This window comes from Rhizobium sp. 42MFCr.1 (assembly GCF_000377185.1).
In the GTDB taxonomy this organism is placed as follows: Bacteria; Pseudomonadota; Alphaproteobacteria; order Rhizobiales; family Rhizobiaceae; genus Rhizobium; species Rhizobium altiplani.
Genome location: NZ_KB897830.1, coordinates 23491 through 48456 on the forward strand (window position 1 = coordinate 23491; position 24966 = coordinate 48456).

General features: G+C 61.2%; 24 protein-coding genes. 14 read left to right on the forward strand and 10 right to left on the reverse strand.

Annotated features, from left to right (window positions below; genetic code table 11):
- Positions 1–53 precede the first annotated feature (53 nt).
- From C934_RS0114485 to C934_RS0114495, 3 genes are read right to left on the reverse strand one after another with little or no spacing between them, the layout of a single operon-like run.
- Positions 54–1118: an HlyD family secretion protein gene (locus tag C934_RS0114485; RefSeq protein WP_018857380.1), complete on the reverse strand. Its 1065-nt coding sequence runs from the start codon at positions 1116–1118 to the stop codon at positions 54–56.
- Between the two features lie 15 nt (positions 1119–1133).
- Positions 1134–2816 (reverse strand): MFS transporter, encoded by a 1683-nt coding sequence (locus C934_RS0114490; RefSeq protein ID WP_018857381.1) that lies wholly within the window; start codon positions 2814–2816, stop codon positions 1134–1136.
- A gap of 10 nt (positions 2817–2826) precedes the next feature.
- Positions 2827–3270: a MarR family winged helix-turn-helix transcriptional regulator gene (locus C934_RS0114495; RefSeq protein ID WP_018116191.1), complete on the reverse strand. Its 444-nt coding sequence runs from the start codon at positions 3268–3270 to the stop codon at positions 2827–2829.
- A gap of 339 nt (positions 3271–3609) precedes the next feature.
- On the opposite strand from C934_RS0114495, the gene C934_RS0114500 reads away from it, so the two are divergent.
- Positions 3610–5106, forward strand: coding sequence for a replicative DNA helicase (locus tag C934_RS0114500; protein WP_018857382.1), 1497 nt, complete (start codon positions 3610–3612; stop codon positions 5104–5106).
- Positions 5107–5137: 31 nt separating this feature from the next.
- Here the strand turns inward: C934_RS0114500 and C934_RS0114505 are convergent, their stop codons facing one another.
- From C934_RS0114505 to C934_RS0114515, 3 genes are all read right to left on the reverse strand, one after another.
- On the reverse strand, positions 5138–5440 hold the full coding sequence (locus C934_RS0114505) for an AzlD family protein (RefSeq protein WP_018857383.1): 303 nt from the start codon (positions 5438–5440) through the stop codon (positions 5138–5140).
- On the reverse strand, positions 5437–6141 hold the full coding sequence (locus C934_RS0114510; RefSeq protein ID WP_018857384.1) for an AzlC family ABC transporter permease: 705 nt from the start codon (positions 6139–6141) through the stop codon (positions 5437–5439). Before C934_RS0114510 ends, C934_RS0114505 begins: the two co-directional genes overlap by 4 nt.
- 72 nt (positions 6142–6213) lie before the next feature.
- Complete coding sequence (locus C934_RS0114515; protein WP_026371808.1) at positions 6214–7035, reverse strand: AraC family transcriptional regulator; 822 nt, start codon at positions 7033–7035, stop codon at positions 6214–6216.
- A gap of 179 nt (positions 7036–7214) precedes the next feature.
- Between C934_RS0114515 and alr the strand changes: the two genes are divergently transcribed.
- A complete protein-coding gene (gene alr, locus C934_RS0114520; RefSeq protein WP_018857386.1) occupies positions 7215–8381 on the forward strand; it encodes an alanine racemase in 1167 nt (388 codons plus the stop codon).
- A 4-nt stretch (positions 8382–8385) separates the two neighbouring features.
- Here the strand turns inward: alr and C934_RS0114525 are convergent, their stop codons facing one another.
- On the reverse strand, positions 8386–9021 hold the full coding sequence (locus C934_RS0114525) for a LysE family translocator (RefSeq protein ID WP_018857387.1): 636 nt from the start codon (positions 9019–9021) through the stop codon (positions 8386–8388).
- Between the two features lie 150 nt (positions 9022–9171).
- Here C934_RS0114525 and radA point away from each other — a divergent pair, with 150 nt between their 5' ends.
- From radA to C934_RS0114545, 4 genes are all read left to right on the forward strand, one after another.
- Positions 9172–10575, forward strand: coding sequence for a DNA repair protein RadA (radA, locus tag C934_RS0114530; RefSeq protein ID WP_018857388.1), 1404 nt, complete (start codon positions 9172–9174; stop codon positions 10573–10575).
- A gap of 93 nt (positions 10576–10668) precedes the next feature.
- Positions 10669–11298 carry a CvpA family protein gene (locus tag C934_RS0114535; RefSeq protein WP_018857389.1) on the forward strand — a complete coding sequence of 210 codons (630 nt, stop codon included), beginning with the start codon at positions 10669–10671 and terminating at the stop codon, positions 11296–11298.
- A gap of 171 nt (positions 11299–11469) precedes the next feature.
- Complete coding sequence (purF, locus tag C934_RS0114540; protein WP_018857390.1) at positions 11470–12960, forward strand: amidophosphoribosyltransferase; 1491 nt, start codon at positions 11470–11472, stop codon at positions 12958–12960.
- A 78-nt stretch (positions 12961–13038) separates the two neighbouring features.
- Complete coding sequence (locus C934_RS0114545; protein WP_018857391.1) at positions 13039–13782, forward strand: SDR family NAD(P)-dependent oxidoreductase; 744 nt, start codon at positions 13039–13041, stop codon at positions 13780–13782.
- A 7-nt stretch (positions 13783–13789) separates the two neighbouring features.
- Here C934_RS0114545 and C934_RS0114550 read toward each other — a convergent pair whose 3' ends face one another.
- Positions 13790–14536 carry a glycoside hydrolase family 25 protein gene (locus tag C934_RS0114550; RefSeq protein ID WP_018857392.1) on the reverse strand — a complete coding sequence of 249 codons (747 nt, stop codon included), beginning with the start codon at positions 14534–14536 and terminating at the stop codon, positions 13790–13792.
- A 359-nt stretch (positions 14537–14895) separates the two neighbouring features.
- Between C934_RS0114550 and cysS the strand changes: the two genes are divergently transcribed.
- From cysS to cimA, 6 genes are read left to right on the forward strand one after another with little or no spacing between them, the layout of a single operon-like run.
- A complete protein-coding gene (cysS, locus tag C934_RS0114555; protein ID WP_018857393.1) occupies positions 14896–16287 on the forward strand; it encodes a cysteine--tRNA ligase in 1392 nt (463 codons plus the stop codon).
- The gene (locus C934_RS0114560) at positions 16284–16760 is read left to right on the forward strand and encodes a GFA family protein (protein WP_018857394.1); all 477 of its coding nucleotides are present in this window, start codon (positions 16284–16286) and stop codon (positions 16758–16760) included. Before cysS ends, C934_RS0114560 begins: the two co-directional genes overlap by 4 nt.
- Positions 16757–17245 (forward strand): GFA family protein, encoded by a 489-nt coding sequence (locus C934_RS0114565; RefSeq protein WP_018857395.1) that lies wholly within the window; start codon positions 16757–16759, stop codon positions 17243–17245. Before C934_RS0114560 ends, C934_RS0114565 begins: the two co-directional genes overlap by 4 nt.
- A complete protein-coding gene (locus C934_RS0114570; RefSeq protein WP_018857396.1) occupies positions 17242–17721 on the forward strand; it encodes a GFA family protein in 480 nt (159 codons plus the stop codon). The genes C934_RS0114565 and C934_RS0114570 overlap by 4 nt, the downstream gene beginning before the upstream one ends.
- Positions 17714–18673, forward strand: a complete 960-nt coding sequence (gene pip / locus C934_RS0114575; protein WP_018857397.1) for a prolyl aminopeptidase — start codon at positions 17714–17716, stop codon at positions 18671–18673. The genes C934_RS0114570 and pip overlap by 8 nt, the downstream gene beginning before the upstream one ends.
- A gap of 29 nt (positions 18674–18702) precedes the next feature.
- Positions 18703–20319 (forward strand): citramalate synthase, encoded by a 1617-nt coding sequence (gene cimA, locus C934_RS0114580; RefSeq protein ID WP_018857398.1) that lies wholly within the window; start codon positions 18703–18705, stop codon positions 20317–20319.
- 3 nt (positions 20320–20322) lie between these two features.
- On the opposite strand, the gene C934_RS0114585 is transcribed toward cimA, so the two are convergent.
- Entirely contained in the window at positions 20323–21189 is an 867-nt protein-coding gene (locus tag C934_RS0114585) for a protein-L-isoaspartate O-methyltransferase family protein (RefSeq protein WP_037089793.1), read from the reverse strand.
- A gap of 105 nt (positions 21190–21294) precedes the next feature.
- Between C934_RS0114585 and rarD the strand changes: the two genes are divergently transcribed.
- The gene (rarD, locus tag C934_RS0114590; RefSeq protein WP_018857400.1) at positions 21295–22209 is read left to right on the forward strand and encodes an EamA family transporter RarD; all 915 of its coding nucleotides are present in this window, start codon (positions 21295–21297) and stop codon (positions 22207–22209) included.
- A 9-nt stretch (positions 22210–22218) separates the two neighbouring features.
- On the opposite strand, the gene C934_RS0114595 is transcribed toward rarD, so the two are convergent.
- Complete coding sequence (locus C934_RS0114595) at positions 22219–22845, reverse strand: TIGR00730 family Rossman fold protein (protein ID WP_026371809.1); 627 nt, start codon at positions 22843–22845, stop codon at positions 22219–22221.
- A 155-nt stretch (positions 22846–23000) separates the two neighbouring features.
- On the opposite strand from C934_RS0114595, the gene C934_RS0114600 reads away from it, so the two are divergent.
- The gene (locus C934_RS0114600) at positions 23001–24953 is read left to right on the forward strand and encodes a LysM peptidoglycan-binding domain-containing protein (RefSeq protein ID WP_018857402.1); all 1953 of its coding nucleotides are present in this window, start codon (positions 23001–23003) and stop codon (positions 24951–24953) included.
- The last annotated feature ends 13 nt before the right edge of the window (positions 24954–24966 follow it).

Consider the following 24966-nt stretch of genomic DNA (forward strand, 5'->3'; position numbering starts at 1 on the left):
CAGAGAAACCTCTCTGGAATGTACGAAAGCCCGGCTCACGCCGGGCTTTCTGCTTATTTGGATGCTGTGTTCTGTTGCGGCGCGGCACTTTTGTCGACATCGACGACGACCGAGAGACCCGGGCCCAAGTCCTTGACTGCCGGCTGGTCGGGATCGAAGCGGATGCGCACGCCGACACGCTGCGCGATCTTCACGAAATTGCCGGTCGCATTGTCAGCCTTGATGACCGCGAACTCCGATCCGGCGGCCGGCGAGAAGCGCTCGATGTACCCCCTCAGCTGCCGCCTGCCGAGCGCATCGACGGTGATGGTTACCGGCTGGCCGACCTGCATGCCGTAAAGCTGCGTTTCCTTGAAATTCGCGACGACCCAGACGTCCTCCGGCACGACCGCCATGAGCTGCGTGCCGGCCGTCACGTACTGCCCGATTCGAACCCCGACTTCGCCGAGGTGACCGTCGCGTGGCGCCAGGATCCTGGTGTTCTGGAGGTCGATTTCCGCCAGATGCACCACGGCTTCAGCGCTTGAGACGTTGGCTTCCAGCAGCGAACGGTTGACGATGATCGTGGCAAGGTTTTGCTTGGAAACCTCGAGTGCGGCCTTCGCCTGGTTCAGGGCGGCCTTTGCCTGGTCAAGCGTCGCCTGTGCGGCCTCTGTCTCGCTCTGCGATGCGATCCCGCGGTTGCTGAGGTTGTTTACGCGATCCCAGGCCTGCTGCGCGCGCGTCAACGCTGCGTTCGCGCTATCGATCTGCGCCTCGCTGGAGGCGATACTCGCCTTTGCCGCAAGCTCGGACTGGCGGGAATTCTCGAGCGACGCCTTCTGCCCGTCGAGCGCAGCACGCGCCTGGGCAAGCTTCTGGACGTAAATGCGGTCATCGATCTGGGCGAGCGTGTCGCCCTGCTTGACCTGCTGATAGTCCTTCACGGGCACATCGACGACATAGCCGCTCACCTGTGGACTCAAGATCGTGACGTAGCCTCGAACATAGGCATTGTCGGTCGTCTCCACTGACGTGACGAACGGCGGAAGGCGCCATGCATAGAGAACGAGCAGGACGCCGGCGATGCCGGCGAGCACTGCGATGATGGTCGAGGGGGACCGAAGAAATTTCAACATGCTGACGCCCTGAGATCACGATTGAGCGGGGATTGCATCGGACTGGCCTGTCCCTGACCACGGCAGCCGGCGCCACGCTTGATGCAGAAGAATGACGATCAGGCCGAAGACGGAGGAGTAGCCGATGACAAGGAACGTATCGTTGTAGGCGAGAATATAGGCCTCGCGGCTGACCTGCTGCGCGAGCAACATCAGGGCCTCCGCGTTGAGCAGCGTCTTGTCGCCAAGCACTTTGCCGTAGGCCGCGCTCATCTGGGAGATGCGCTGCGCCACGATCGGATCTTGCAGCAGAATATGCTCGACGAGCACGTTCGAGTGGAACTTCTCCCGGATCGTCACGAAAGTCCCGAGCATCGCCGAGGCAAAGAGCGAGCCAATGCTCTGCGTGAAGACGAAGATCACCAGGAAATTCACGATATACTGCACGCCGCGGGAGATCGCCGCCTTGAAGCCATTCGCCATGACAGGCGGCAGGAACATCGCCGCACCGGCGGCGACCATCGCCTGGCTCAGATACATCTGAGGCGGACGCGTCAGGCTCGTCGACTGGCTGTCCATGAAGGCGCCGGCTGCAATAAGGGCGAGCGCCAGCACGTGGGCAGTCTCGACGTAACGGGTCGTCATCAGAAATGCGCAGAAAAGACCACCAACCAACGAGGCGAGGAGAATGATCGCGTAGAGCGTCACGGTCTGATCGTTCAGAAGCCCGAGCTGCTGATAGAAATTGGCAGCGGTTGACGACTGCTCGGAGGAGACGAAGCGGAAGAGCAGCAGGACGCCTGCCATCCGCATGTTCGCGCCGGTGAACAGCCAGCGGAAATCGATCAGGGGACTGGCGCGTGGCAACTCCATGGCGAGCATGAGCGCAAGCGAGCCGACCGACACCGCCAGCAGCACGCCGATCCACGGCGCCTCGAACCACCAATAGAGCCGGCCAAGCGTCAATACGACGGCGAGACATCCGAAGCCGACCGCCAGCAGGAGATAGCTCACTATATCCTGCTGCTGGATGACATTGGCCCGCGGCGGTGCTGTGAGCGGCAGCAGATAGATGATTGGAAAGGCGACGAGCGCGAGCCCCATCTCGAACATATAGAGCGCCTGGTAGCCGCCGAAATGAAGCAGCGAGGGCGAGACGATGCGCGCCACCGGCGAAGCAAACAACGTACACATCAGCGCAAGGCTGATCCCCAGCGAGAGCTTCTTTTCCTGGGGGAAAGGCTCCAGCATGTAGAGGAAGCCGAGCGTCGACAGCGGTGCTGCAGCCATGCCGCTCAGCGTGCGCACGACGATTGCGGAATGCAGGTCGGTGATAAGAAGATTGAGCACCGCCGCAGCGACGAAGCAGATAATGCCGAGTTCAGCGAAACGGCGAAGGCCGTATTGGCTACGGATCTTGAAGAGTGCAATCGACATGCTGGCGTAAGGCGCCATGTAAGCCGCCGACAGCCAGGAGAGTTCAGTCGTGGTCGCCGAAAACGAACCCTGCAGCTGATAGATATTGGCGGTGAGCAGGTTCATGCCGAGGCCCTGCGTCAGAAAAAGCAGGACCGACGCCGCCATGTAGAGCGGCATTTTCCAGGCCGGCATCGGTACGCCCGCCGCTGGAGGCGGCGACGGCATCGGTTGCGTGTCCGGCTTCGCCTCCCCGGCTGGCCTTGGCGCCACATTGTCGTTGGCGGTCTGGGCGAGGCTCATCGGCAGGACCTCAAATTCCCCGAATGCCCTGCAGGTTGGCTTGCATGGCCCGTATCACGTCCAAAGTAGTCTTCAGATCGCTTTCGGGAATACCGGCAATGACCTGCGCCCGCACTTTTACTGCGATGTCTTCAATCTCACCCGCCACGACCTTGCCGGTCTCGGTGATGTAGATTTCCTTGGCACGGCGATCGGAGCCGGCCACGCGCCGCTGCACGAAGCCCTGCGCTTCCATCGCATCGAGGATCCTGACGAGCGTTGGCGTCTCCAGCTCCAGCCGTTCGGCAAGTTCGCGCTGATTGATCCCATCTTTCTTGTTGAGCGTGAAGAAGACCCGGGCGCGCGGCAACGTCATGCTGCGCTCCCGCACTATCTTGTCGAAGACGGCCCTAAGCTTGCGATTGAAGGCAGCAAGGTCTTCGATTAGCTCACGCCCAAGGGTGGGTTTTGCCATATATTTCAGCCCCATTTTGTTAGTGCACTAATTATATCTTTACTACCTATATTATTTTCCGTTGTTTTTCAAGTGCCGACGCGCCTGCTCGGATGCAAGTCTCCTCCGACAGGCCTAGACTACCAAATAAGGCACAATGGAAGTGAGTCGTTTTGGCCGTGTTCCGCAGGTGACACTTTCGGTATTTTTGCATTAACCGCAAGTGAGACTGTGGAGAAGTCGAACAATGGGCAAAGCTCCCCTGTATCGACAGCGGCATTGGCGTCTTCTCTCTTCCGCACTTGATTTTGTCGCGCGCGCGCGCCACACCCGAAGCTGAACAAGACAGAACGGATCAAGATGAACGACGTCGCTCGAAAGATTGCCGCCGTTGCTCCCGCGGAGCAGCACTACCGGGAAGCCCCGAACAATATCGAGGCCGAACAGGCGCTTCTCGGCGCGATCCTGATGAACAACGACGCCTATTATCGGGTGTCGGACTTCCTGAAGCCGATCCATCTCTACGAACCGCTGCATCGCAAGATTTTCGAAGTCGCGGGCGACATCATCCGCATGGGCAAGATCGCCAATCCGGTGACGATCAAGACCTTCCTCAAGGCTGAGGAAAAGGTCGGTGACATGACGGTCTCCGAATATCTGGCGCGTCTTGCCCGCGAAGCCGTCACCATCATCAATGCCGAGGACTATGGTCGCGCGATCTACGATCTGGCGTTGCGTCGCGCGCTGATCACCATCGGCGAAGACGTCGTCAACATCGCCTATGACGCCCCGCTCGACATGCCGCCGCAGACACAGATCGAAGATACGGAACGTCGTCTGTTCGAACTCGCCGAGAACGGCCGCTACGATGGCGGCTTCCAGTCCTTCAACGATGCCGTGGCGCTTGCGATCGACATGGCAGCCGTCGCCAAGGAGCGCGACGGGGGTCTGTCCGGCATCTCCACCGGCATCCATTCGCTTGACGGCAAAATGGGCGGTTTGCAGCGTTCTGACTTGATCGTGCTTGCCGGTCGTCCGGGTATGGGCAAGACTTCGCTAGCGACCAACATCGCCTACAATATCGCGGCTGCCTATGAAGGCGAAGTGCAGCCCGATGGCAGCTACAAGGCCAAGAACGGCGGCGTCGTCGGCTTCTACTCGCTCGAAATGTCCTCCGAACAGCTGGCCACCCGTATCATCTCGGAACAGACGGAAGTCTCCTCCTCGAAGATCCGCCGCGGCGACATCAACGATGCCGACTTCGAAAAGCTCGTTGCCTGCTCGATGATGATGCAGAAGGTGCCGCTCTATATCGACCAGACCGGTGGTATCTCGATCGCGCAGCTTTCCGCCCGCGCCCGCCGCCTGAAGCGCCAGCGCGGGCTCGATTGCCTGGTCGTCGACTACATCCAGCTGATGACCGGCTCGGGCAAATCAGGCGAAAACCGCGTGCAGGAAATCACCCAGATCACGACGGGCCTGAAGGCGCTCGGTAAGGAACTCAACGTTCCGATCATTGCACTCTCCCAGCTGTCGCGTCAGGTCGAAAGCCGCGACGACAAGCGCCCGCAGCTTTCCGACCTTCGTGAATCCGGCTCGATCGAGCAGGACGCCGACGTCGTGCTCTTCGTGTTCCGTGAGGAATACTACGTCAAGAACCTCGAGCCGCGCGATCCGAACGATCCGAAGTATGCCGAATGGGAAGCGCTGTTCGACAAGGTGAAGGGTACGGCCGACGTCATCATTGCCAAGCAGCGCCACGGGCCGACCGGTACGGTGAAGCTCGCCTTCCAATCGGAATTCACCCGCTTCGCCGACCTCGCCGATCCCTCCTTCATTCAGTACGAAGAGCACTGACGGGACCCTTTCCGTCAGCACACTGCTCGATCTACAAGCCGGCAGTTCGCAGGATGGCAACGGTCGCCACACCGACGGCAACACTTGCGAGCATCGGCAGCCGCCGCGCTGCGAGCGCCGTCACCAGGGAGGCCGCCGTTTCGGCCCAGCCTGTCGCAAAGGCGGTGGGCGCGATGACAGCCATCAGAACCGCTGGCGGTATCGCCTCGATGGCCGTGCGAGTCTGTTCCGTCATCTCGACATGGCGAAGGAGAAACAGGCCGCTCATGCGGGTCAGCACCGTTGCAGCCGCCATGGCGAGGATCGCAAGAAGCGTATGTAAGTCCAGGGTCATGCCGTGACTGCCTTTGTCTTGCCTGTCCAAAGCGCCGCGGCAAGTCCAGCGAGGGCCCCAGCTGCGATGTACCAAACGCCGGGCACGAATTGGTGCACCAGAACAGCGGCCAGCGCACTCGCGGCGAGCACCGAGCCCGTCGCGCGTCCCTTCCAGAAACCCATTGTCAGCACGACGAAGACTGCCGGAAAGGCGAAGTCGAGCCCGATCGCGGCAGGGTTGCCAAGGAAGGCCCCGAGCGATGCGCCAACCAGGGTCGACCCGACCCAGGCTGCATAGAACGGCGCCGCGACGCCCGCAAACCATGATGGCGTCAGTCGCGCTACGCCCACACGGAACTCTGCGATCGCCCATATCTCATCGGCGAGGAACAGCATGGCGGCATACTTCCGCAAGCCCGAGAAGGCCTGCATCTTCGTGCCGATCGATGCGCTCATCAGGACATGGCGGATATTGACAAGCAGGGCGGCAAATCCGACGCCCGCCCAACTGGCGGGGTGCGTCCAGATATCCATAGCGACAAACTGCGAGCCACCGGCAAAGACGAGTGCGCTCATCAGAGTGGCTTCGAGAGCAGACAGCCCTTTCGTGGCCGAAACCGCGCCAAAGACAAGACCGATCGGAATGACGGCGACGACGAGCGGCAGGATTGCCTTTGCCCCGGCAAGAAAATCGTCTGTCCGTCGCCTTTGAGTGAACATTGAAACCTCCAGAACTGCGAAAGTTCGGAGGGTGTTAAGCCGTTGCACGGCGATGGTCTTGAACGAAAGTGATCAACCCACGCGATACTGCCCCGGCGTGACGCCCGTGCGTGCCTTGAAATGGCGGGTGAAGTGCGCCTGGTCGGCGAAACCGCACTGGATCGCCACATCGGCGGGCGCTTGCCCTGCCCGCAACAGCTTGCGCGCCTCGCGCACCCGCTTGTCGGTCAGGAAGGCATGCGGAGTGATGTGATATTCGCGCCGGAATGCCCGGATGAGATGCGCGCGACTCAGACCCGCGACGTTAGCCAATTCGTCCAGCCCGACGTCGCTGTCGAAATTGTCGGTCAGATAGTCTCGCGCGCGGCCGACTGCGGTGCGCTCCTTGGTGTCCACCGGCACGACGATCGTGCTGCCGTAACGCTGGAAGATCGCGGCAAGCACGCGAAACATCGCCTCCTCGGATTCCAACGCTCCGGCGCCGCTCTCCAAGACGCGATGGGCGGGGTGGAAGGTGGCGGCCATCTCGGGATCGCTGAGAAGCTCCTTGGGGAAGGATGGGGTGGCGTTGAAGGCCTTGCCGGTCACGTCTTCGAGGATATCGACGAAGAGTTTGGTGTCCGGATAGATCATTCGGTAGCGATAGCCATCGCCACCCGGCACACCGTCATGCACGACGCCCGGGTCGATGAGATAGAGATCGCCTGCGCCGGTTTCCTCCCGGACGCCCTTCATCGTCGCGATCTGCGTGCCGCTTTCGATCGCGCCGATCGAGAAGGTGTCATGGGCATGCGGCGCATATTCATGCGTCACGAAGCTCGCGCTCAGGCACTCCATGTTACGGAAACGCCGGTCGCGCCAGAACCGTGCCCGCTCCATGCCTGCCAGCGGCATCGCGTCGGCCGCCTCTTTCTGCGATACGTTCTCCATCGAACCAAACTACTGCAGGCGCGCCCCTGCGTCTTGAACAAAAGTGATCGCAAGATGGATATCTCCTTGGCTTGCTTCCACTTTGCCTTATTGATCTCTAGACTGCGACCCGACTAGCACTCTCCCTATTTTTGTGAAGCACGATGACTGATTTTGTTGATAGTTTCGAAGATGAAGACCCATTCGACTCCGCTGGCCTGCGCCTGACCGTCGATCTGACGGCGCTGACGGAAAACTGGAAGGACATGGCGCGGCGCTCCGGCAAGGCGCGAGCCTCCGCGGTCGTGAAGGCGGATGCCTACGGCACCGGGATCGAAGACGCAGGCGAGGCGCTTTTCATGGCCGGCGCACGCGATTTCTTCGTGGCGACCGTCGATGAAGGCGTGACGCTTCGGCCTTATGCGCCCGACGCCCGCATTTTTGTCCTGTCCGGCGTCTGGCCTGGTACAGAGCGGCGGCTCTTCGAAAACGACCTCGTCCCGGTCATCTCATCGGAGGAGCAACTCGCCTTTTGGATGGCGGTTCTTGCCGACTACGGCGACTACCCCTGCGCGCTCAATGTCGATACGGGCTTCAACAGGCTGGGCCTTTCCATGGAAGAGGCAATGGCGCTCGCTGACGACGTTTCACGCCCGGCAAGTTTTGCGCCGGTGCTCGTCATGAGCCATCTCGCATGCAGTGACGACCATTCCTCGGAGATGAACAAGCAACAGCTTGAATCATTTCGGCAGGTTAGCGCGGCGTATGAAGGCATCGTTTCAAGTCTTGCGGCGTCGGGCGGCATCTTCCTCGGCAGCGACTATCACTTCGATCTCACGCGCCCCGGCATAGCACTCTATGGCGGCGAAGCGGTCAACGGCCTGGCGAACCCGATGCGACCGGTGGTGACCGCCGAGGCGCGGATCATTCAGGTGCGCACGGCCAAGGCAGGCGAGTTCGTCGGCTACGGCCGTGCCTTGCAACTGACCCGCGACAGCAGGCTCGCCGTCGTGTCGGCGGGCTATGCCGATGGCTACCTGCGTAGCCAGTCGAGCGGTGGCGTGCCACTGCGACAGGTCGTGCCCGAGGGAGGTTATGGCTTCCTGGCTGGCCGGAAGATTCCCATTGCCGGCCGAATCACCATGGACCTGACGATTTTCGACGTCACTGATCTTCCGGAAAACGCAGTGCGCGCAGGCGATTACGTGGAATTGTTCGGAAAGAACGTGCTGGTCGACGACGTCGCTAGGTCAGCGGGTACGATCGGCTACGAAATCCTGACCAGCATCGGCCTTCGGCACGAGCGGCGTTACCTGCACGAGGAAGACTAAGGACCTAGCGCGTCGTTAGCGCCAATCGCACGCCCAGTGCCACCAGCAGCGCGCCAAGGCCGCGATCGAGCCAGAGGCCGATACTCTTTCTGCGTTTGATGAGATCGGCGAGGCGCCCTCCCGCCAGGATGAGCGGCGGCTCGATGAAGGCTACAACGACAATGATGAAGACGCCATGGACCGCCAGCTGCAGCCACGTCGGTCCGGCACCCTCCACCACGAACTGCGGGAGGAAGGCGAGGAAGAAGACCGCGACTTTCGGGTTCAGCAGCGAAACGAGGATGCCCTCCTTGTAGACGCGGCTCCAGGGCAGGACATCCTTTGCCGCATTGACCAGGCCTCCTCCGCCCTTCGAGCGCAATGCCTGAATGCCGAGCCAGACGAGGTAGATCGCGCCGCCCCACTTCACCACCGAGAAGGCCAGCGCGGAGGCGGCGAGGATCGCCGAAAGACCAAATGCCGCCATCGCCACATGCAGGCCGGCGCCCGTCCAGATGCCAAACAGCGCGGCGAAGCCGGTCCTCGTGCCGCTTTTGACGGTGTGGCCGAGAATGAAAGCCATGTCCGGACCGGGCGACAGATTGAGCAGGACCGCCGCGGTCAAGAACGCGATCCAATGCGCAAGCGAGTAATCCAGCATCGTCGTGGCCTCCAAGACAGTGGAGAACAGGTGCCACCGCAGCCCCTGATAGGGAAATCATTAGTTTTGATCGGTGCCGGGAATGATTATTTGAGCCATCAAAGTGATTCGATGCGACGCGTTGCGGCCATCCAACCGAAAGCATGATTGATGGCGAAGGCCAGGACACATTTCATCTGCCAGAGCTGCGGCGCGGTCCACAACCGCTGGGCGGGCAAATGCGATAACTGCGGCGAGTGGAATACCATCGTCGAAGAAGACCCGATGGGCGGCATCGGCGGCGGCCCGGCGAAGACGCCGAAGAAGGGCCGGCCGGTCACCCTGACGACGCTGTCAGGCGAAATCGAGGAAGCTCCACGCATCCACACAGGCATTTCCGAACTCGATCGGGCTCTCGGCGGCGGCTTCGTGCGCGGCTCGGCCGTGCTGATAGGCGGCGATCCCGGCATCGGCAAATCGACACTGCTGATGCAGGGAGCGGCAGCTCTATCGCGCCATGGCCACCGCGTCATCTACGTATCGGGTGAAGAGGCGGTCGCCCAGGTACGGCTGCGGGCGCAGCGCCTGCAGGCTGCCGACACCGATGTGCTGCTCGCCGCGGAAACCAATGTGGAGGACATTCTGGCGACGGTCGCCGAAGGCAAGCGGCCCGATCTCGTGATCATCGACTCGATCCAGACGCTTTGGAGCGAACTGGCCGAGTCCGCGCCCGGAACCGTAACGCAGGTACGCACCGGCGTTCAGTCGATGATCCGCTTCGCGAAACAGACCGGTGCAGCCATGGTTCTTGTCGGTCACGTCACCAAGGACGGACAGATCGCGGGGCCGCGTGTCGTTGAGCATATGGTCGATGCCGTGCTCTACTTCGAAGGCGATCGCGGTCACCACTATCGCATCCTGCGAACGGTCAAGAACCGCTTTGGGCCGACGGACGAGATCGGTGTCTTCGAGATGTCGGACAAGGGATTGCGCGAGGTTGCCAATCCATCCGAGCTATTCCTTGGCGAGCGCAACGAGAAATCACCGGGAGCGGCCGTCTTTGCCGGCATGGAGGGCACGCGCCCGATCCTGGTCGAAGTGCAGGCGCTCGTTGCCCCGACATCGCTCGGCACCCCGCGCCGCGCAGTGGTCGGCTGGGACTCGGCGCGCCTGTCGATGATCCTTGCCGTACTCGAGGCGCATTGCGGCGTTCGGCTCGGTCAGCACGACGTCTATCTGAACATTGCAGGCGGTTACCGCATCTCGGAACCGGCGGCCGATCTCGCCGTGGCCTCGGCCTTGGTTTCATCGCTCGCCGGTATTGCCCTGCCGGCCAATTGTGTCTATTTCGGCGAAGTCAGCCTGTCGGGCGCCGTCCGGCCGGTTTCACAGACGTCCCAGCGCCTCAAAGAAGCCGAGAAGCTGGGCTTTTCTGCCGCGCTGCTTCCCTCGGCGTCAGCCGACCTGCCAAAGGGTTCCGGCGGTCGCTGGAGCGAGATCGAGAGCCTTCCGGACCTGGTTGCACGCATTGCCGGTTCGAAAGGCGCACTGCGACGTGTGGAAGAAGAGGTTTGATCCTTTCATCGCCTACACCGGTGATGTTATAGGAAGCACGCAATGAGGCGCGACCAAGCCGTATATAAACGGCGGTCCTGGAGTTGAATTTATATGCCCATTACGATTTTCGACGGTATTGTCATCGGCGTCGTTCTTTTCTCCGCCGTACTTGCAATGGTCCGCGGCTTCTCCCGCGAAGTTCTTTCTATCGCAAGCTGGGGCGGCTCTGCAGCCGCCGCATACTATTTCTATCCCTACCTCGTCCCCTACGCGAAGAAGTACACCGACGACGACCGCATCGCGCTCGTCGGTTCGGCAGCTGTCGTGTTCCTGATCGCGCTGATCGTGATCTCCTTCATCACCATGAAGATCGCGGACTTCATCATCGACAGCCGGATCGGGGCGCTGGACCGCACTTTGGGCTTTCTCTTCGGCGCGGCTAGGGGCATACTTCTTCTCGTCGTGGCCGTCGCCTTCTGGAACTGGCTCGTGGACGTGGATCACCGCCCGGCCTGGGTGAACAACGCCAAGTCGAAGCCGTTCCTGGACTCGATGGTCGTCAAGTTGCAGTCCGTACTACCGGCGGAATTCGCGCAAATGGTGCGGGCGAGCGTGATGGACAAAATTCAGCCGCAGGGCGGCAATACTGACAGCGGCAACGCGCCGGCATCCGACCAGGCGGCGCCAGCCGAAGATGCAGCTCCTGTCCCTGCAACCGGCGCACAGCAGCCGTCTAATTGACGCAGTGTTCAACAGCTTGACCCGCCGCCTGGCAATTGCCATCTGAGCGGAACGTGAATAAAGGTCCGGCCGGGCATCCGCTCTGCCGGGCCTCAGCCGTTTAAAACGCATGATCACGGCGTCATGCTATGGAAAGCCGATCCATTCTTGTGAGAGCAAAGGCCCGCATCGATGAACCAGTCCCATTCCTTGACGCTTAATGACGAATTCGATGGAGACACCCTCCACGAAGAATGCGGCGTCTTCGGCATTCTTGGCCATGACGATGCGTCTACCCTGACCGCGCTCGGCCTGCATGCACTTCAGCATCGCGGGCAGGAAGCAGCCGGCATTGTCTCGTTCGATGGACTGCGCTTTTATTCCGAACGTCACATGGGTCTCGTCGGCGACCATTATACCAATCCGACCACGCTTGCTCGCCTGCCCGGAAACATCTCCATCGGCCACAACCGCTATTCAACGACCGGGGAAGTCGCCCTCCGCAACGTGCAGCCGCTCTTCGCCGAACTTGAAGTCGGCGGCATCGCTATCGCCCACAACGGCAACTTCACAAATGGCCTGACCCTTCGTCGCCAGTTGATCGCCGGTGGCGCCATCTGTCAGTCGACCTCCGATACGGAAGTGGTTCTCCACCTCATCGCCCGCTCGCGCTACACCTCCACGGCCGACCGCTTCATTGATGCTATTCGCCAGATGGAAGGCGGCTATTCGATGCTCGCCATGACACGCACGAAGCTCATCGCGGCACGCGACCCCACGGGTATCCGCCCGCTGGTTATGGGCGAACTCGACGGCAAGCCGATCTTCGCTTCCGAGACCTGTGCACTCGATATCATCGGCGCGAAATTCATCCGCGACGTCGAGAACGGCGAAGTCATCATCTGCGAGATCCAGCCTGATGGTTCAATCTCGATCGACGCGCGCAAGGCCGGCAACGGCCAGCCGGAACGCCTCTGCCTGTTCGAATATGTCTATTTCGCCCGCCCTGACTCGGTGGTCGGCGGTCGCAGCGTCTATGTCGCGCGCAAGAACATGGGCATCAATCTTGCAAAGGAAGCCCCGGTTGACGCCGACGTCGTCGTTCCGGTTCCGGATGGCGGCACGCCGGCTGCACTCGGCTATGCTCAGGAAAGCGGCATCCCCTTCGAATACGGTATCATCCGCAACCACTATGTCGGTCGCACCTTCATCGAACCGACGCAGCAGATCCGCGCCTTTGGCGTCAAACTGAAGCATTCCGCCAACCGGGCGATGATCGAAGGCAAGCGCGTCGTGCTCGTCGACGATTCGGTCGTGCGCGGCACGACGTCGCTGAAGATCGTGCAGATGATCCGCGATGCCGGTGCCAAGGAAGTGCACCTGCGCGTCGCAAGTCCGATGATCTATTATCCTGATTTCTACGGCATCGACACGCCTGATCGCGAGAAGCTTCTCGCCAACCAGTACGACAGCCTAGAGGCCATGTGCAAATATATCGGCGCGGACTCGCTGGAATTCCTGTCGATCAACGGCCTTTATCGCGCCGTCGGTGGCGAGGATCGCAATGACGCCCGTCCGCAGTTTACCGACCACTACTTCACCGGTGACTATCCGACCCGCCTCCTCGACAAGGAAGGCGAAACGATGGGCCGCAAGGTTTCCCTGCTCGCGACCAACGGCTGACAGCCATTGGCTTTGACATTTGATTAAGGGGCGCTTATTGCGCCCCTTAATTCTTCAGCGACGCAGGACCGGGGCACAATGACTATCAACCTTGAAGGCAAGATCGCGCTCGTTACCGGCGCATCCCGAGGTATCGGCTATTTCACGGCGCTGGAGCTGGCAAAGGCTGGAGCGCATGTGATTGCCTGCGCCCGCACGGTCGGCGGGCTCGAGGATCTCGATGATGCGATCAAGGCCGCTGGTGGCTCCGCCGCTACCCTCGTCCCGTTCGACCTCGCCGACATGAACGCCATCGATGCGCTCGGTGCCTCGATCTTCGAGCGCTGGGGCAAGCTCGACATTCTCGTCGCCAACGCAGGTGTGCTCGGCGTGATTTCGCCAATCGGACATGTCGAGGCAAAGTCCTTCGAGAAGGTGATGAACATCAACGTCACCGCGACATGGCGGCTGATCCGCTCGGTCGATCCGCTGCTTTCGCGCTCCGACGCCGGCCGCGCCGTCATTCTCTCATCGGGTGCTGCGCACAAGTGTCGTCCGTTCTGGGGCCCCTACTCCGCTTCCAAGGCAGCCGTCGAAGCACTGGCGCGCACGTGGGCTGGCGAAACGCAGCGCACGCCGCTTCGGATCACCAGTGTCGATCCGGGTGCGACCCGCACTGCTATGCGTGCCCAGGCTGTCCCGGGAGAAGATCCCGAGACGTTGCCGCATCCCTCCGAGGTCGCCAAGGCGATCCTGCCGCTGGTCGGCCCTGATGTGACCGAAACCGGTAAGCTCTTCATCGTCCGCGAGAACAAGCTCGTCGACTACCGCCTACCGGAATAAGCACGCTTCACTTGGCGGCCAGAGCCGGGAACAGGTGCGCGAAACCTGTTTCCGATGGGCAGAGCGCGTTAAGGTCGACCGAACCCTTAATGCCATCCAGCCCGCCGTTGTCAGCGAATTGCCAGATCGACCAACCGCCGCAGTCCTCCCGTTTCGGCGCCTGGCCGATGCTGCGTAGCCAGAGATAGTGATCAGGAAAACGTGCCTCGTTGCCCTTCAGGTACTGATCGAAGAATTGCTGGTTCAGGTAGAAGATCGGTTTGCCGGGATAGGCACCGTTCAGCTCATCAAAGAACGCGCTGATCTCGGCGCTCAACTCCTCGAGCGTCGGCAACTTGCCGCAGTTTCCGGTAAATTCGAGGTCGATCGCGATCGGCATCGCATCCATTTCGACCGGGACGGTTCCCATGACATTGCGCGCCTGTTCGCGGCCGGGGCGGCAGAAGGTGAAGAAGTGATAGGCGCCACGCACGATGCCGGCGTCCCTCGCCGCCTTCCAGTTTTCGGCAAAGCGCTTGTCGCGGTGGTCGCCCCCCTCGGTCGCCTTCATGATCGCGAAACGCACGTTCGGCTGGCGTGCCAGCGCTTGCCAATCTATGGCACCCTGATGGTGGCTGATGTCGACGCCCTGTATGGGATAGTCCGCAAGCGTCGGAGGTATGAACGGTGCCATGGCGCGATCGTATGCCAGATACGATGCGACCGCGACAGCTAGAATCACCACCGCGAGGACTGTTCGATAGAGGGTTTTCATCACTCCAATGGTCTTTCGTTTTCCTTGACGCGTTGTAGCAGAATTTCGTGAGGTCGCGGCGGATGGCATTAGCCCGGCCCTGCGCTTGCGCTTCGGGCGTTCGGCGCTGCAATCGATTCACTGGATCGATTGCTCCGGTTAGGGGCCGGACCGCTTCTCACCCCCCTTGACCAAACCCGGTTAGCGCGCCATAAAACCCGCCATGAAAACGGTTGTCTGCATTATCTGCCGGAAGATTATTCGCTAGCGCGCTCGCTGGCCTGGCCGTTTTCGTCTCCTGAAAAGTCCAAGATGAGAAACGCCCCGGCCTGCCGGGTAGCAGCATTTTTTTCGGATCATTGCATTTGGGGAGAGTAGACATGGCCGGCGCGCCAGACACAAAGAAGCCGGAACTGAAGCTTTACAACACGCTGACGCGCGAAAAGACGGCCTTTGCGCCGATCGATCCGCAGAACGTGCGCATGTATGTCTGCGGCCCTACCGTCTATGACTACGCCCATATCGGCAATGCGCGCCCGGCCATTGTCTTCGACATTCTGTTCCGCCTGCTCCGGCACGTCTATGGCGCCGAGCACGTCACCTATGCGCGCAATATCACTGATGTCGATGACAAGATCAATGCAAGGGCTCTGCGGGACCATCCCGGTTTGCCGCTGAACGAGGCGATCCGCCTGGTCACCGAAAAGACCGAGACGCAATATGTCGAAGATGCAAAGGCGCTCGGGTGCCTCGACCCGACGATCCAGCCCCGGGCGACAGAAAACATCGCCCAGATGATCGAGATCATCGAGAAGCTGATCGCCAAGGGCCATGCCTATCAAGCGGCCGGCGAAGTGCTGTTCGACACGAAATCGATGGTCGACTACGGCCAGCTTTCGAAGCGCAATCTCGATGAACAGCAGGCCGGAGCCCGCATCGCCGTCGATGCGCACAAAAAGAACCCCGGCGACTTCGTGCTCTGGAAACTCTCGAGCGAGAGCGAGCCAGGCTGGGAGAGCCCCTGGGGCCGTGGCCGCCCCGGCTGGCACATCGAATGCTCGGCCATGAGCGAGCGCTATCTCGGCGAGGTCTTCGACATCCACGGCGGCGGTCTCGACCTGATTTTCCCGCACCATGAGAACGAGATCGCACAGTCGCGTTGCGCCCATGGCACCAAGGTCATGGCGAATGTCTGGATGCACAACGGCTTCCTGCAAGTCGAAGGCCGCAAGATGTCGAAGTCCGAAGGCAACTTCGTCACCATCTATGAACTGCTGCATGCTCAGAAGTTCGGCGGTCGGCAGTGGCCAGGCGACGTGCTGCGCCTCGCAATGCTGATGACTCATTATCGCGAGCCGATCGATTTTTCCGTCAAGCGGCTGGAAGAAGCCGAGCGCCTTCTGGCCAAATGGCCAGCAGCCGATACCGCGGGCGCAGAGCCCGCTGCCACGGTGGTCAGGGCCTTGGCCGACGACCTCAACACGGTGGCGGCGATCCAGGCGTTGCATACGCTTGCCCAGTCCGGCGATCACGCAACGTTCGCCGCGAGTGCCGCGCTGCTCGGCGTCCTTCCTGAGATGGCCGAGATCGACGAGGCGGTTGCGATCGAAATCGACCGGCGCGTGAAGGTACGACTCGAATTGCTGAAGGCGAAGAACTTCGCCGAGGCCGACAAGATCCGCGAGACGCTGCTTGCCGAAGGCATCCAGCTCAAGGACGGCAAGGATCCGGCTACTGGCGAGCGGGTAACGACATGGGAGGTGAAGAGATGAACACCTATACCGGCGGATGCCAGTGCGGAGCCATCCGCTTCCGGGTTCGCGGAACGTTGAAGGATTCATCCATCTGCCATTGTCGCATGTGCCAGAAGGCGTTTGGCGCCTACTACGCACCCCTGGTTTCCGTCCGTGGCGCAGAGTTCGAGTGGACGCGCGGCGAGCGTAAGCGCTTCCGCTCGTCGAACCTGGTCGAGCGCGGCTTCTGCGCCGATTGCGGTACGCCGCTGACATACGAGGCGCCGGATGGCATGGCGATCGCGGCTGGCGCCTTCGACGATCCCTCGGCGCTTCCGCCGGTCATTCAGTTCGGCACGGAGCGCAAGATCGGCTTCGTCGATCACCTGCATGAGTTGCCCGCGCGCGAGACCGAAGAGGACGTTGAGGCTGCGCCCTTCGTGCTCGACATCGTTTCCTACCAGCATCCGGATCACGACACGACCACCTGGCCCGAGGAGAGGAACCCGTGACAACAGCTGCGGCTCTGAGCGGAGGTTGCCAATGCGGCGCGGTTCGCTACCAGGTCGTGGGTGAACTCGGCTATCCGCACCTTTGCCACTGCCGCATGTGCCAGAAGGCGGCTGGAAACTACTTCATGCCGCTCGCCGCCGCCAAGCGAAGGGTTTTTGCGCTGACGCGTGGCGAACCGAAGTGGTTTCACTCGTCCGATATCGTCCGCCGCGGCTTTTGTGCCGACTGCGGGACGCCGCTTTTCTATGATGTTCCGGATGCGGATTTCATCAACATCGTGCTCGGCTCCTTGGACGATCCCGATAGCGTCAAGCCGGTGATGCAATCGAACACCGGACGCAAGATGAGCTGGTTTCATGAGCTCGACGTACTGCCCATCGAGCCCGAAGCGGAAACGCCCGAGCGCGAAAACGCGATTGCCGCCAGCAATCACCAGCACCCCGACCACGACACAGCACATTGGCCAACCGGAGCGTCAGCATGAGCGAACCCATTCGAACCGGCGGCTGCCAATGCGGCGCGGTCAGATTCCGCACCAGCGGCAAGCTTGGCCGCCCCTCGATCTGCCATTGCCGCATGTGTCAGAAGCAGTTCGGCGGCCTCTTTTCCGCCCTTGTGACCGCGCCTGACGAGGGCATGGAGTGGTCACGCGGCGAACCCAGCTATTTCCAGTCGTCGGTCAATATCGAGCGCGGCTTTTGCAAGAACTGCGGCACGCCGATGACCTACCGCCACCCGGGCGGCCTCGAACTGGCGATCGGCACGTTCGACGATCGCAGCGACCTGGCCCCGCAGATCCAGGTCAACTACGACGCCCGCATTCCCTGGGTCGAGACTATCTTCGACCAACGCATTCACAAAGAACCCGATTTTTATGCACGGCAGGAGGCGATCATCTCCTTCCAGCATCCCGATTACGATACTGCAATCTGGCCAACCGAAGGCGTAGAACATGACTGAAGTGCTCCGTACCCTCTATCCCGAAATCGAACCCTATGCCTCAGGGCATCTCGACGTCGGCGATGGCCACAAGATCTATTGGGAACGTTCGGGCACAGCGGGTGCAAAGCCGGCAGTCTTCTTGCACGGCGGACCGGGCGGCGGCTTCTCTCCGAGCCACCGCCGCCTGTTCGATCCCGCACTCTACGATGTGCTGCTGTTCGACCAGCGCGGATGCGGCAAGTCCACGCCGTATGCCGATCTCAATGCCAACACCACCTGGCATCTCGTCGCCGATATCGAGCGACTGCGTGAAATGGCAGGCGTCGAGAAGTGGCAGATATTCGGCGGTTCGTGGGGCTCGACGCTGGCGCTCGCTTATGCCGAGACGCACCCGGAACGCGTTTCCGAACTGGTCGTGCGCGGTATCTATACGCTGACCAAAGCCGAGCTCGACTGGTACTATCAGTTCGGCGTGTCGGAAATGTTCCCCGACAAGTGGGAGCGCTTCATCGCGCCGATCCCGCCCGAAGAGCGCCACGAGATGATGCTGGCCTACAATCGCCGGCTCACCGGTGCGGACCGGTCCGTTGCCCTTGAGGCCGCTCAAGCCTGGAGCATCTGGGAAGGCGAGACAATCACGCTGCTGCCGGAAAAATCGACCAGCGGCAAGTTCGAGGATGCCGACTTCGCCTACGCCTTTTCCCGGATCGAAAACCACTTCTTCGTCAATGCCGGCTGGATGGACGAAGGCCAACTGCTGCGCGATGCCTACAAGCTGAAGGATATTCCAGGCGTCATCGTGCATGGCCGCTACGACATGCCCTGCCCGGCAAAATACGCCTGGCTGCTGCACAAGGCGTGGCCGCAGGCTGAGTTCCATCTGATCGAAGGCGCCGGACACGCTTATTCGGAGCCCGGCATCCTCGACCAGTTGATCCGGGCTACGGACAAGTTCGCCGGAAAGCAATAACGAGGCACAAGGCCGACAGGACGACCATCATGACACGCGAAAAGATCTACCTCTTCGACACGACGCTCCGCGACGGGCAGCAGACGCCCGGCATCGACTTCTCCGTCGAGGACAAGATTGCGATCGCGAGCATGCTGGATGAGTTCGGCCTTGATTATGTCGAAGGCGGATATCCCGGCGCCAATCCGACGGACTCCGCCTTCTTCAGCGAGAAGCGCACGACACGGGCCCGCTTCGTCGCCTTCGGAATGACGAAGCGAGCCGGCATCTCGGCCTCAAATGATCCGGGCCTCGCAGCCCTCCTGCAGGCTGAGAGCGACGCGATCTGTTTCGTTGCCAAGAGCTGGGACTACCATGTGAAGGTCGCGCTCGGCTGCACCAACGAGGAAAATCTCGAAAGCATCGCCGAGAGCGTCAAGACCGCCGTTGCCGCCGGTAAGGAGGCAATGGTCGACTGCGAACATTTCTTCGACGGCTACAAGGCAAACCCCGCCTATGCCATCGCCTGTGCAAAGACGGCCTATGACTCCGGCGCGCGCTGGGTCGTGCTCTGCGACACCAACGGCGGCACGCAGCCGCCGGAAATCCGCGCGATCGTCGAGGCGCTGATCGTGGCGGGCGTTCCCGGGCACTGTCTCGGGATCCATGCGCATAACGATACCGGTCAGGCGGTGGCCAATTCGCTCGCAGCCGTGGAGGCAGGCGTTCGCCAGATCCAGGGCACCTTGAACGGGATCGGCGAGCGCTGCGGCAATGCCAATCTCGTGACGCTGATCCCGACACTGGCGCTGAAGGAAACCTATTCCCATCGCTTCGAGACGGCGATCGACAGTGAACGGCTGACCAACCTGACGCGCCTGTCGCATGCATTTGACGAACTTCTGAACCGCTCGCCGGACCACCAGATGCCCTATGTCGGCGCTTCGGCCTTCGCGACCAAGGCCGGCATCCATGCCTCCGCGCTGCTCAAGGATCCCCGCACCTACGAGCACGTGACGCCTGATAGCGTCGGCAATTTCCGCAAGGTCATGGTCTCCGACCAGGGCGGCAAGGCGAATTTCATCAACGCTTTGAAGCGCCGCGGCATCGAGGTCGGCAAGGATGATCCGAAACTCGACCGCCTGATTGCGCTGGTCAAGGAGCGGGAGGCTTCCGGTTACGCCTACGAGGGCGCCGACGCGAGCTTCGAACTATTGGCGCGCCGCACCCTCGGAACCATCCCGGAATTCTTCTCGATCGAGGGCTTCCGCGTCATGGTTGAGCGCCGCTTCGATTCCCATGGCCGCGTGAAGATCGTCTCGGAAGCGGTCGTGAAGATCGTCATCGAGGGGCAGACGATCATGTCGGTTGCCGAAGGCGACGGCCCGGTCAACGCGCTCGACCTCGCGCTGCGCAAGGATTTCGGGAAGTATCAGCATGAGATCGACGATCTGGTGCTGGCCGACTTCAAGGTGCGTATTCTCAATGGCGGCACCGAGGCCATCACCCGCGTTCTCATCGAATCCACCGATAGCGACGGCGTGCGCTGGTGGACGGTCGGCGTGTCCGAGAACATCATCGATGCGTCGTTCCAGGCGCTTGTTGACTCGGTCATCTACAAGCTGATGAAGAACCGGCAATTGGCGGGCAAGATCGCGGCGGAGTAGCCGTCAGCGGCTGTAGACAAGGCCCCAATCCTTCTCCGAATACCATTCGTCGCCCTGTCGCTCGGTTTTCCAGCGCAGGGCGCAAACATGTTGCATCCCGCCGCGGCCGAACGAGGCTTCAAGCCGTCTGTAGCTGTCAAATCCGCCGGATACGGCCTCCGCCCAAACGAAAGCCACCGGGCACAGAAACTCCACCGCGTAAGCATCGTCTTCACGGCGAAAAAGGAAAAAGCCGGCATAGGAAGCCAATCCCGTCGGCCCCGTGGCATCGACGTCGGGAACGCCGAGCGGAAAGATTAGCCGACCACCGATCGACAGGTGCTCCACCCAGGGATCGGCGGGACGGTGAACCGCAAAATTGACGTAGACGGCATTGGTCGGTTCGCGTGGCCACTCCACCCCGTTGCCATGGACGACCTTCACATTTGGATAGTCCCGAAGATTGGCCTCAGCGCGCGCCGCCAGTTCCCCGTCGAACTCCACGGCAATCACGCAACCCTCGGCGCCAACGAGCAGGGACATGATCGCTGTATAATAGCCGCTGCCGGCGCCCACATGACAGACCATGTCGCCGCGCCGGAGCGCCAGCTTGTGTATTCCCCGGGCGTGTAGGCTCGGGCTGCCGTTGTTGACGTGCCGCTTGTGCTGAAGCGCAAACAACGCATCCTGATAGACGACGGAGGCATCGCCCCAGGGAACATCGACGTAGCCGCACCAACCTGCCATCCTCCACGGTGGCGGCCCCAGAAAGCGCTCGCGCGGGACAGTCGCGTAGGCCTGCAACAACGCATCGTCGTCCTGAATGCCTTCCTTCGTAAGCACCCGTGATGCATATGCTCTGCGACACTGCGCAAGAGCTTCGTCGTCCATATCCTTCACCATCGCGATGGCCGGCAATATTCACCGAAATGAATTGGCCTATTCACGTCCGTTAAGTTAAGCGGCTCATAACGAGAACAAATATGGAAACACTCGATGTCTGCTAATGCAAGCGCCGCGATTGCCAAAAACGAAGACAGTCCCCGTGGCTTCGCCTTTGCGCTGGTAGCCTATCTTCTGTGGGGTTTCCTACCGATCTACATGAAGGCCGTCGCTCATATCTCGCCGGCCGAGGTCATTGCTCATCGAATTCTCTGGTCCTTGCCCCTGGCAGGTCTGGTGCTCATCGTTCTCGGCCGCACCCAGGATATCCGGATAGCCCTGCGGTCACCGCGGATGCTGGCCATGGCAGCGCTCACGGCAGCGCTGATCACCGTCAACTGGGGTACCTATGTCTGGGCGATCGGCGCCGGCCATTCGCTCGATGCGGCGCTCGGCTATTTCATCAACCCGCTATTCAGCATCCTACTCGGCTCCGTGCTATTGAAGGAGCGGCTGCACCCCATTCAGATCGGAGCGATTGCGTTGGCTGGACTTGCAGTCGTCGTGCTGGCGCTCGATAGCGGCGGTGTTCCATGGGTGTCGCTGACGCTGACGATTTCCTGGGGGCTTTACGCTCTGTTTCGCAAGACGTTGCCGCTCGGCCCGAACCAGGGTTTCTTTCTCGAAGTGCTGATCCTCAGCATCCCGGCGTTTTTCTACATTCTCTATCTCGAACTCGGCAGCGGGGAAGGACACTTCTTTCGCACCGGCGGGGCCGATACGGCCCTGCTGCTCGGTTGCGGCGTCGTTACCGCCGTACCGCTGATGATCTACGCCAACGGCGCCAAGCTGCTGCGGCTTTCGACCATCGGCATCATGCAATACATCGCGCCGACGATGATCTTCCTGATTGCGATCTTCGTGTTCCACGAACCTCTCGGCACCGCACGCATGATCGCCTTCCCACTGATCTGGGCGGGACTCTTCCTCTACAGCTGGGCGATGGTCAAAGGGAACCGGGAGCGCTAACTCCCGGCCCTACATCTTCGAAATAACGGCGTCCTCGCCGTCACTGTCGACCGAAGCAATTTCAGCCGCCTGCGCCATGATGCCAGGGATGATCTCGGATATGTCGTCGATGACGAGCGGCTGAACGCGATGGGCGGTGTGGACGAAGCCTTCGTCCGTCATGTGGCGCATGAGCTCCATCATCGGGTCCCAGAAGCCGTTGACGTTGGCAAAGACCATCGGCTTCTCGTGACGGCCGAGCTGCGCCCAGGTCATGATCTCGACGATTTCTTCGAGCGTGCCGATGCCGCCCGGCAGCGCGACGAACGCATCAGAGCGCTCGAACATCGCATGTTTGCGGGTATGCATGTTAGGCGTTACAATCAGTTCATTGAGCTGGCCGAGGGAATGTCGAGTAGCCTCCATGTCGATCAGGAACTCGGGAATGATCCCGGTCACCTGGCCCCCGTTCGAAAGCACGCCGCTCGCGACAGCCCCCATGATGCCCTTGGTGCCTCCGCCATAGACGAGGCGCAGGCCGTAGTCCGCGATTTCCTTACCCAGCGCACGGCCGGCCGCCATATGGCGAGGATCGCTGCCCGGTCGCGAGCCGCAGTAAACACAAATGGAGCGAATGGAATGAGATTGATCTGTCATAGGGGCAAACAACTATTCTCTCTGCCTCCAGTCAAGAAAAATGACGGAAAAGCTGCGTCGTACTATTGCCTTACCGCTTTGACTGCTTGTGCAAAGCAGCGGGAATCGCTAGCAATTTTAGTAAGTCCGGCAAGATTGCCGCCTGGGGAGACGTGATGATGAGAAACCGTGCCGGCTTGCTGGCCCTTGCAGTGCTTGTAATCGCAATTCTATTGATGGTCTTTTTTGTCATGCCCCGCATCGGCGGAGACGCCGCCAAAGTTGGTGATGCAATTAACCAGGCCGGCTCCGAAGTAAAGAAATCAGTCACCGAAACCGCCAAGACATCGCGCCCTTCAGTTCCCGACGATGCAGAGACCACGCAGAAAGTCGGTCGGCTTGCTTCGGAGGCGGGCCAATCCATCTCCGAACTTAAGGCGCTCTTTGCAGACGGCAAGGGTCCGACACAGGAAGTTTTCGAGACAGCCAAGTCGAAGGCGACGACCTCACTGCAGGCACTTGCGGACTTTGCGATTCCTGATGGCACGAACCCGGTCACGGCTGCCGCCGCCACCAAGGCAAAAGACGGTGCAGCCAAGGCGCTGACGATCGTCAAGGCGCTACCGGAGAATATTGCCGATGCGGCAACGGCGATCGCAAAAGCCGAAGCGGCGCTGACAGGCTCCCCGGAGCCGGCCAGCGAACCGTCGGTCGCGGCCTCGCCTGCGGAAAACGCCAACGAGCTCCCCACTTTCGACGTGCTGCGCGTAGAACCGGATGGCTCTACGGTCATCGCCGGTTCGGCAGTACCGAACAGCAAGCTTGAAATCCTGGATGGGGACAAGGTCGTAACGACGACGGACGTCGGCCCGACTGGCGATTTCGTTGCGGTGCTCGATAATCCGCTCTCCGCCGGCGACCACCAGCTCGTCCTGCGAGCCACCGGCAAGGATGGCAAAGCTTCGACATCGGAAGAAGTTGCGACCGTATCCGTTCCCACGGATGGCAAGAACTCCGAACTGCTGGCGATGGTCTCCAAGCCGGGCACCGCCAGCCGCGTCATAACCGCGCCCAAGCCGGATACTCAGGTCGCCTCCAATGGCAGTACTGCTCCGAGTTCGTCGGATGCCGCGAGCGCGCCGGCTGGTGCAGGTCCGACGACGGCTAACGATGTCATGGTCAGCGCCGTCGAGATCGAAGGCGACAAGATCTTTGTCGCAGGCATGGCGAAGGCCTCGGCGAACGTCGTCGCCTATGCCGACGACCAGCTGATCGGCAAGGCGAAGGCCGGTCCCGACGGTCATTTTGTTGTCGATGGCGTGATGCCGCTTTCGGTCGGCGATCACAAGATTCGCGTCGATGTTCTCAATGACGCCGGTAAGGTCGCCGTTCGCGCGTCGGTGAATTTCAACCGCCCGGAAGGAAATCAGGTCACGGTTGCCGCGCAGAGCGTGAAGCCTAACGGCGGAAGCGCGGCGGGGACCGTGCCACTGGATGAAGGTACGCTCGGAAAGCTGAAGAATGATGCCGCCAAGGCCTTCTCCCTGCTCAACGGGCTCTTCGCCGACGGCAAGATACCGGGAGTGGAAGAGCTCGCGGCTGCCCGCTCTGCCACCGAGTTCGCCCTGCGTGCCATCGTGGAATTCCGCACCGCGGCCGATGCCACAGCCGACGTTAGGCAGCAGGCTTCGACCACAGCCCAGGCCGCAGCCGATGCCCTGAGCATGCTGCAGGCTCTGCCAAAGGATGCGAAATCCGTCGGCGATGCGCTGGGCAAGCTCGGCGCCGACATCGCCCAGCTGACCGCTCCTTCCACTGCACCGGCCGCGCCGAATGCACCTGCGACCAACGAGATCGCTGGAGACCAGGGCGGTCCGACGACGATCGAGCAGGCGCCGCTCGCACCGAGCAACGAGACGGTCATTATCCGCCGCGGCGATACGCTCTGGCAGATATCGCGGCGCGTCTATGGTGCGGGCGTTCGCTACACGACGATCTATGTCGCCAACGAGGACAAGATCACAAACCCGGACCGCATCTTGCCGGGACAGATCTTCGGCCTTCCCAAGGATGCCCTGCCGAACGCGGAAGAGCTTCACCGCAAGCGGCTGTCGGGCGAACACCTCTAAGGCGATCCCATCT